Annotated in this window: 1 protein-coding gene and 1 pseudogene; both read right to left on the bottom strand. The window is 78.2% G+C overall.

The genetic code is table 11. From position 1 onward, the window contains the following. Window positions 1–591 (bottom strand): annotated as a pseudogene (locus tag JZ5iCDA_RS16620) (exodeoxyribonuclease V subunit alpha); the annotation flags it as partial. Beyond that, the coding region (locus JZ5iCDA_RS16615; RefSeq protein ID WP_171905415.1) for a 3'-5' exonuclease at window positions 588–2,832 on the bottom strand (2,245 nt) is incomplete at its 5' end. The gene JZ5iCDA_RS16615 and the pseudogene JZ5iCDA_RS16620, both read right to left, overlap by 4 nt.

Below are 2,832 nucleotides of genomic sequence, written 5' to 3'. Positions count from 1 at the left end.
GAGGCGCCGGTGCGCGGCGTGGGCGGCGGCGAGGCGCTGGCGCGCGTCCTGCTCCGCCGGGAACAGGCGGGACAGCGCCGCGCCCAGGCGTGCGTCGTCCGCGGGGAGGTCGGCGGCCGCCAGGCGGGCGTCGACGTCGCGCCGCACCGCGAGCTCGTCGCGCCAGTACCGGTCGAGGTAGAGCATCCCGCCGACCCAGCGGGCCGGGCGGTCCTCGTCGCCGTCCACGCCGGCGGCGACGAGCGGGCTGCGGGACACCGCCTCGGCCCAGTCGGCGGGCTCGGGCCAGGGCAGGTGCTCGGTCTCGGCGCGTGCGGCCTCCTCGTCCTCGGGCAGGCGCAGGGACCCGAGGTCGTCGAGACGCACGCACACCGACCCGCTGCGCACGGCGCGCACCGCGAGCGCGACGGCGAGCAGCACGCGCTCGTCGCGCTCACCGGTCAGCCGGCCGAGGCGCAGGGCCACGCGCAGGTCCGTCGCGGACACGACGCGCGCTGCGTTGAACCCGGCGAGCCACGGCGGCACGCCGACGGCGAGGCGCGGGTCGCCCTCGTCCACGGGCGCGACGACGGGGAGCGTGGGGGCGGTCATGCGGCGTCTCCGTCGAGCAGGGCGGACAGGGCGGGGACGAGCCCGGGCGGCGGGGTCCACGCGACCACGCCGTACGGAGTGCCGTCCGGACCGACGGGCGTCGACGGACCCGCCATGCCGCGCACGAAGAGGTATGCGGCGGCGAGCTGGTCGGGGGAGTAGGCGGGGTCGCGCCAGCGCAGGTACCGGTGCAGCGCCACGAGGTACAGGACGAGCTGGAGCGGGTAGTGCGAGGCGAGCATCGCGTCGCGCGTGGCCGTGGGGCGGTAGTCGGCGACCGTGAGGGGCACGCCGGGCGGGCCGACGCGGTTCGTCTTGTAGTCGACGACGAGGTACCGGCGCCCGCCGTCCGGGCCGGGGACGCGCAGCACCGCGTCGATCGACCCCGTGAGGTACCCGCGCAGCGGCACGCCGTCGGCGGCGGCGCCGGACGTGGCGCCGGAGACCGTGCCGGTCGCCGCGCCCGACCCCGCCGAGGACTCGTCCGCGAGGGCGGTCAGCAGGTCGGGGTACCGGGCGAACGCGTCGTCCTCCGGGAGGTGCGCCCGCAGGACCGCCGCGAGGTCGCGCAGCGTGGCCGGGCGGATGCCGTGCGTCGCGTCGCCGCCCGCGAGCGGCAGCTCGAACTCGAGCTCGGGGAGGCGGTCGCGCGGGTGGACGTCGGCGAGCGTGCGTCCGCCCGCGACCGGGCCCAGCGGCGTGCGCAGCGCGAGGCCGAGCGCCCGGGCGAGCGCTACGGGCTCGACGCCCGGCACGCGGACGGTCGCCGCCTGGGCGCAGCGGGCCAGCACCTCGGCGTCGAGGTCGTCGGCGGCCGTGTCGACGTACTCGAGGATCTCGTGGACGAGCGTGCCGAACGCCGTGCCGCCGGGCTGGCCCTCGAACGGGGACGGCAGGTCCGTGCCGGGCTCGGCGGGGGCCGTCGCGAGGTCGAGGCCGGTCGCGTCGTCCGCCGCGGTCTCCTCCGGCTCGTCCTGGACGCCCGGGTCCTCCGGCTCCGACTCGACACCGCCGACGGGACCGTGGTGCGCCGCCGCGGTCAGGGCCGAGTACGACGCGCGGCGCCACTCGCGGTCCGGCAGGTGACCGGCGCGCGCGACGTCCAGGGCGGCCACGCCCGCTGCCGACGCCGACCAGCGCTCGCCCTTCGGCCGGGAGTCGACCTGCTCCACGACGACCGTCCCGCCTGACCGGGCGGCGACCGCCTCGAGCGCGACGCGCACCGCATCGTCGCGCATCGCGTCGGGCCGCGCCTGCCTCCCGGGCTCGCCGTCGAGGAGACGGTCCGCGAGGAGCAGGCGCGTGAGGGGGCCGGAGCCGCTGCTGCGCTTCGTGGGCGTCCAGTGCACGACCACCTGGTGCCGCGCCCGCGTGAGCGCGACATAGAGCAGGCGCAGGTCCTCGCCGAGCTCCTCGTCGCGCGAGCGGGCGCGGGCGTCGACGAACCCGGGGGATCCGACGCCGCCGACGTGCAGCACGCGCTGCCCGTGGTCGTCGTGGAACGCGAAGAGCTCCTGGTCCTCCTGCTCGAACCGCTCCCAGGCGAACGGGACGTACACGACGCCGAACTCGAGCCCCTTCGCCGCGTGCACGGTGACGACCTGCACGGCGGCCGCGTCGGTCTCGAGGCGGCGGGTCCGCTCGTCGGTGAAGACGCTCCCGACCTCCGCGATGCGCGACCGCAGCCAAGCCGTGAGCGCGGACGTTCCGAGGCCTTCCGTCACCGCGGCCTCGTGCAGCGCCTGCGTGACGTGGCGCAGGTCGGTGAGGTAGCGCTCGCCGTCGGGTCGCGCCATGACGCGCTCGGTCGCGCCCTGCCGCGCGGCGACCTCCGCGACGGCCGCGACCCCGCGGTCCGCGAGAAGCCGTGCCCAGGCCCGGACGGTGTCGCCCAGCTCGTCGTGGTCGGCGTCGCCCGCCGTGGCGAGCCGCTGCGCGTCCCAGCCGACGAAGGGCGTGAGCGCGAGGGCGGTGGCCCGGCGGTGGAGGCCCGGCTGCTCGAGCGCGGCGAGCAGCGTGAGCCAGTCCTGCGCGGCCGCGGACCCGAACACGCTCGACGGCCCGGACACGACGGCCGGCACCCCGAGCGCGACGAGAGCCGAGCGCACCGCCTCGGCCTGCGCGTTCGTCCGGGTGAGGACCGCGACGTCGCGCGGCTCGAGCCCGCGCCAGGTGCCGCCGTCGAGCACGCGGTCCCCGCCACCCGGCCGGCCCAGCCGCCCCGCGGCGCTCGCCGCGACG

It is taken from the genome of Cellulosimicrobium cellulans (assembly GCF_001722485.1).
GTDB classification, from domain to species: Bacteria; Actinomycetota; Actinomycetes; order Actinomycetales; family Cellulomonadaceae; genus Cellulosimicrobium; species Cellulosimicrobium cellulans_A.
Note: the sequence above shows the minus strand (reverse complement) of the source record. Positions and strands in the feature narration are given on the sequence as shown.